Genomic DNA, 4,943 nt, shown 5'->3' on the forward strand with positions numbered 1-4,943 from the left:
GCTTCGGCAGCTGCTGCTGCCTCCGCTGCGCGGCGTTCATTTTCGATGCGGGCCCGCTCTTCAGCCTCAGCCTTGAGCCGCGCTTCCTCCCGCTTCCGCGCCTCTTCAATCAGACGTGCCTGGCGTGCGGCGATATCGGCGGTGACCTGCTCGTGGGCGGATTCCACCTCGGCGAGCTGAGCCTCAATGACCGGCTTCTGTTCTTTAAGCTCATCGGACAACGCCGAGGTGTCGGCGACCAGGGTGTCAACCTTGCTTTTCTCGGCCGCTGCATCATCACGGGCTATCTGCTCGGCCGCGAGAGCCTGTTCCGCCTGGGCTTTCAGGTCGAGGATTTCCGCCTCGACCGCCTCAAGACGTGCCTCCGAATTCACATTGGTCGCGTTCTGCTGCGACAACTGGTCCATGGCAGCGTTCTGGCTCCGTAGTGCCTGGTCCACCATGTCGATGGAATTGGTGAGACTTTCAGTGCCCTCAGAGCCGAAGAGCAGGGACAGGTTTGAGGGTACTCCCCCATTTTTGTAGGCCTGGGTGGCAATCTGCCCGATCATCTCCCGGGTCTCTCCCATCGCTTCCTGGTCGAGATCCATCTGTTCGCTGATCTTGTTTCTGGTCTCCTGGGCCAAATCGACCCGTTGAGTGAGTGCAGTGACCTGGCCGGTGGCGGTTTCGACCCGGCCCTGTGCGTCGGCGAGGGCCTGCTGGGCGCCGGGCAGCTGGCCCTGGAAGACACGGAGCTGCGCAATCGTTTCGGAAATATCGGCGTCGAGGTATTCGATTGATTGCTGGACGTCCTCGATTTCCTGCTCGAGGGCGTTCTGGCGGTTATCCAATTCATCGGCGAATACCGGCGCGCTGAACCCGAGGGCGAGCGCGACAATCACCGCAATCGACGTGCCAGCGACGGTCTTGGTCACGACTGATTGTTTGGCCGACTTGGTCGACCAAGGATTTACAGCAGGCATATGCTCTCTTTCGTTCCTGGTCATTACTCTAAACCCTCAAGTAACGTCGGAGGGTCAGGAGTGATGACACCCCAGCCAGCACTCCACCCAGCAAGATGAGCAGGGGCGCAAGGAGCAGTACCTCAGTCGAGGAGATGAAGGCCGTTTCCGGGTACATCTCGGCGAGTACGCCGTTGAGGGCGAAGTGGGCTACCGCCCACAGCGTGCCGGTTGCCAACAGGCCGCCGACCACCGCCGCGATGACTCCCTCCAGGACGAACGGGAGTTGGATGACCGCTTTGCTGGCGCCGACCAACCGCATGATTCCGGTTTCCCGCCGGCGGCTAAACGCAGAAAGCCTGATCGTGGTTGCCACCAGCAACACGGCGCAGAGCAACATCACCCCCGCTATGGTCAGGGCGATCGCCGACGCGACATTCATATAGGTGAAGAGGCGTTCCAGTAACTCCCGCTGGTCGCTCACGACGTCAACACCTGGGGTCGAAGAGAAGGCTTCGTTGATGACCTCGTACTTTTCCGGGTCAACCAGATTCACCCTGAATGATTCGGGGAGCTGGTCGGCTGTCACCGAATCGACAATTGGAGAATTCGCGAACTGGTCCTGGAAATGGCCCAGGGCTTCTTCCTGGGACTCGTATTCGACCGTCGAAACATACTCACTGAAGGAATCGGATTCGAGGATGGCCTGGATATCATCCCGTTGCTCGTCGGACACGGGTCCCGCCGCGCAGCTCGGTGAGGTGGAGTTATCCACGCAGAGGAATACGGCCACCTGAACGCGGTCGTACCAATACCCCTTCATCTGGTTGATCTGTAGCTGAAGGAGTCCCGCAGCCCCAACGAAGGTGAGGGAAATGAAGGTGACCAGAACGATGGAGATCACCATGGCAAGGTTCCGGCGGAGACCAGACCCTAACTCACCGAGGACAAACGCGAACCTCATTGCGCCGACACCTCGGTCTCGCCAATGTAGATGCCCTGTGCGTCGTCACGCACCACTGAACCGTTGCGAAGCTCGACCACTCTTTTGCGCATGGTGTTCACGATGTCGTCATCGTGGGTTGCCATCACCACTGTGGTGCCGTTCGAGTTGATGCGGTCCAGTACTTTCATAATTCCCATCGACGTGGTGGGGTCCAGGTTGCCGGTGGGCTCGTCGGCCAGCAGGATTCCGGGCCGGTTCACGATGGCGCGGGCAATGGCCACGCGCTGCTGCTCGCCACCTGAGAGTTCATGGGGCATCCTGTTGTTTTTACCCTCCAGGCCCACTGTCTGCAGTACGTCGGGCACTGTCTCCCGGATCACTGCACGGCTCTTGCCAATCACCTGCATGGCAAAGGCGACATTTGCGAAGACGGTCTTGTTGGGTAGCAGCCGGAAGTCCTGAAACACCACACCGATGCCGCGGCGCAGCTTGGGCACCCGCCAGCTTGGGATGTTGGCAACGTTTTGCCCTGCGACGTAGACGGCACCCCGGGACACCCGGTCCTCTTTGAGGACCAGCCGGATGAACGTTGATTTACCGGAGCCCGAGGCCCCGACCAGGAAGACAAATTCTCCACGATCGACTTCGAGGCTTACGGCGTCGAGGGCGGGTCGAGAGTTGTTGTCGTAGACCTTGGTGACAGTGTCGAATCTAATCATGACTACTTTGCGCCCATATGAAACTGCCAGTGCACGGGCATTTGCTGGGGGGAAGAAAGTACCGGCCACTAGACTATAGCCACGCCGCTGCGCCTTGCTGGCTCACCGTCGCGGTGTGTCGCAGAGCGTTTGGTGGGCCGGCAGGCCGCCCAAATCCGCCTACTCGGCCGGTGCAGCCCTGTTGTTGGCCCGCCACCTGATGCCAGCGTCGATAAAGTCGTCGATCTCGCCGTCGAACACTGCCGAGGTGTTACCGACCTCGTGGTCGGTGCGTAGATCCTTGACCATCTGGTACGGGTTGAGCACATAGGAGCGCATCTGGTCGCCCCAGGATGCCTTCACATCGCCGGCCATTGCCTTCTTCTCGGCGTTCTCCTGTTCCTGCATCTGAAGCAGGAGTCGGGATTGGAGGACCCTGAGCGCAGCCGCCCGGTTCTGGAGCTGGGATTTTTCGTTCTGCATGGACACGACAATCCCGGTGGGGATATGGGTCAGCCGCACCGCCGAGTCGGTGGTGTTCACCGATTGGCCGCCGGGCCCGGATGACCGGAAAACATCGACTTTGATCTCGTTGTCGGGGATCTCCACCGAGTCGGTTTGCTCAATCAGCGGAATCACCTCGACGGCCGCGAAAGAGGTCTGGCGGCGACCCTGGTTGTCAAAGGGGCTGATCCGGACCAGGCGGTGCGTTCCGGCTTCCACCGACAGGGTGCCGAAGGCGTACGGCGCCTTTACCTCGAACGTGGCGGACTTCAGTCCGGCCTCTTCGGCATAGGAAGTGTCAAGGACCTGGGTGGGGTACCCGTGGCGTTCGGCCCACCGCAGGTACATGCGGAGCAACATTTCCGCGAAGTCGGCGGCGTCCACTCCGCCCGCGCCGGAACGGATGCTCACTACCGCCTCCCGCTCGTCGTACTCGCCTGCCAGCAGGGTCACTACTTCGAGCCGGTCCAGGGAGGCGCTCAGGGACGAAAGTTCCTTCACTGATTCTTCTCTGGACGCCTCATCATCCTCGTCCTGGGCCAGTTCCACCAGCACTTCGAGGTCTTCGATCCGCGAGTAGAGGGTCTCGAGGCGTTCAAGCGCCGACTGGCGGTGGGAAAGTTTCGACGTGATCTTCTGTGCGGCGGCAGGATCATCCCACAGGTTGGGTTCACCGGCCTGTTCGCTCAGCTCCGCGATGTCGGTGCGGATCGCTTCAACATCAGCAACCTGCTCGATGTTGGCGTATTTGGTGCGGAGCGCGCGGATTTCTGCGGGAAAATCGATGTTTGCCATGATTGAACCAGCCTACGTCATGGCGCTGACGGCGGCCGCTGGCTGATGGCGCCGCTGCTAGTCAAGCGGGCCCTGCTGGGTCCGCTCCACTGCATCGGTGATGAGGGCATCGGCACCTTCGCGCATCATGGCACGCTGATAGTCGGCGCCGGTGCCCCGGCGCTCGATCTGGTGCAGAAGCCGAAGCACGGTCGCTTCGTCGTCGTAGTCGCGCAGTACCGGAAGCACCCGCTCAATGAGGAGGTGCACGGCGTCGGCCGCCTCGCACAGCCCGCCCAGGACTGGGTTCACCAGAGGTCCACCCAACCCGTACCTGCTCGCCGTCCAACTCGCCGCCCGGAGATCGGCGGACGTGGCGCCGGGTGCTGGTTCACCGGTCCGCCAGGCTCTGGCACTTTCCTCCACGAGGGCCCTCGCCAGGGCGGCAACCAGAACGGCGTCGGCACTGAAAAGGCAGACATCGCAGACCCTGATCTCGACCGTTGGGTGCCGCTGGGCGAGCCTCGCATCCAGGTAGACCATTCCTTCGTCGAGGATGACCCCGTCTTTCAGCCGGGCGCGGATCATCTTCTCGTACGAGGACACGGATCCAAACGCTTCATAGGTCCCCGAGGTGGGCCAGCGCAAATTCAGGGGGTACCGGTAGCTGGCGTAGCCGCTGTCCGCTCCGTTCCAATAAGGAGAGTTGGTGCTGAGTGCCAGCAGGACGGGCAGCCACAGCCGGATCCGGTCCAGAACGGCAACCCCCTCGTCGGGGGATTCAATCGAGACGTGGATATGAAATCCGCAGGTCAGGTGTTCGGCGAGCGCAAGCCCATAGAGGTCCCTCATCCGGGCGTACCGGTTGTCTGGTGCCAGCCGGAGGGCCGTCGGGTGGATGCTGGTGGCCAGCGCCGCGACCCGCGCGCCGACCTGTTGGGCCGCGCGGTCGGCCTGGCGTCGGCCCGCCTGAATTGCTGCCGCCAGGTCCCCCAGAGCGGAATAAGGCTTGCTGATGACCTCCAGTTGTTGTTGCTGCAGTTCCAGCGTCAGTTCGCTGACGTCGTCGGCGGCGGG

The 4,943-nt window shown here is 61.8% G+C and carries 4 protein-coding genes and 1 pseudogene; all 5 read right to left on the reverse strand.

Annotated elements, in window-relative coordinates; genetic code table 11:
• Nucleotides 1-917, reverse strand: a pseudogene (locus K728_RS0111195) (peptidase M23); the annotation flags it as partial.
• Nucleotides 918-993: 76 nt separating this feature from the next.
• Nucleotides 994-1,908 carry a permease-like cell division protein FtsX gene (ftsX, locus tag K728_RS0111205; RefSeq protein WP_024476767.1) on the reverse strand — a complete coding sequence of 305 codons (915 nt, stop codon included), beginning with the start codon at nt 1,906-1,908 and terminating at the stop codon, nt 994-996.
• Nucleotides 1,905-2,609 carry a cell division ATP-binding protein FtsE gene (gene ftsE / locus K728_RS0111210; RefSeq protein WP_019483081.1) on the reverse strand — a complete coding sequence of 235 codons (705 nt, stop codon included), beginning with the start codon at nt 2,607-2,609 and terminating at the stop codon, nt 1,905-1,907. Before ftsE ends, ftsX begins: the two co-directional genes overlap by 4 nt.
• A 159-nt stretch (nt 2,610-2,768) precedes the next feature.
• Complete coding sequence (gene prfB, locus K728_RS0111215) at nt 2,769-3,887, reverse strand: peptide chain release factor 2 (RefSeq protein WP_019483080.1); 1,119 nt, start codon at nt 3,885-3,887, stop codon at nt 2,769-2,771.
• Between the two features lie 57 nt (nt 3,888-3,944).
• On the reverse strand, nt 3,945-4,943 hold a 999-nt coding region (locus tag K728_RS0111220; protein WP_024476768.1), incomplete at its 5' end, for a carboxylate-amine ligase.

Source organism: Arthrobacter sp. CAL618, assembly GCF_000468215.1.
In the GTDB taxonomy this organism is placed as follows: domain Bacteria; phylum Actinomycetota; class Actinomycetes; order Actinomycetales; family Micrococcaceae; genus Arthrobacter_D.

Coding starts and splice junctions, on each gene's coding strand:
- ftsX (WP_024476767.1), bottom strand. CDS start 1,908: ATGAGGTTCGCGTTTGTCCTCGGTGAGTTAGGGTCTGGTCTCCGCCGG.
- ftsE (WP_019483081.1), bottom strand. CDS start 2,609: ATGATTAGATTCGACACTGTCACCAAGGTCTACGACAACAACTCTCGA.
- prfB (WP_019483080.1), bottom strand. CDS start 3,887: ATGGCAAACATCGATTTTCCCGCAGAAATCCGCGCGCTCCGCACCAAA.